General features: G+C 49.2%; 1 protein-coding gene. It reads right to left on the bottom strand.

The window, feature by feature from the left end; genetic code table 11:
* On the bottom strand, window positions 1-303 hold a 303-nt coding region (locus E2R66_RS28220), incomplete at both ends, for a transposase (RefSeq protein WP_134738033.1).

The raw sequence follows: 303 nt of genomic DNA, 5'->3' as shown, positions 1-303 counted from the left end.
AGTCCCTGGAATACCCAGGGCAGCAGCAATGATCCGCTGGCTCATCAGGTCAAATTTGTCCTGACCTAAACGATAACGAAAAGCGGCAAACAGGCTTCGGTCAAACAACGGTTCTGCGGTATAAGCACTTAATCCCAGGAAGTATTGCAGGTAGATGTTTTCCCTGATGGTCTCTACCACTTCCCGGTCATCAAGCTTTAGCTTATGTTTGAGGACCATCGAGCCGATAACGATACGGGCATCGATAGATGGCGCACCCATGCCCGTACTCATCGACTGGTAATAAATACCTGCCAGTTCATC

The sequence above is a fragment of the Mucilaginibacter psychrotolerans genome, from assembly GCF_004519315.1.
Taxonomy (GTDB): Bacteria; Bacteroidota; Bacteroidia; order Sphingobacteriales; family Sphingobacteriaceae; genus Mucilaginibacter; species Mucilaginibacter psychrotolerans.
Note: the sequence above shows the minus strand (reverse complement) of the source record. Positions and strands in the feature narration are given on the sequence as shown.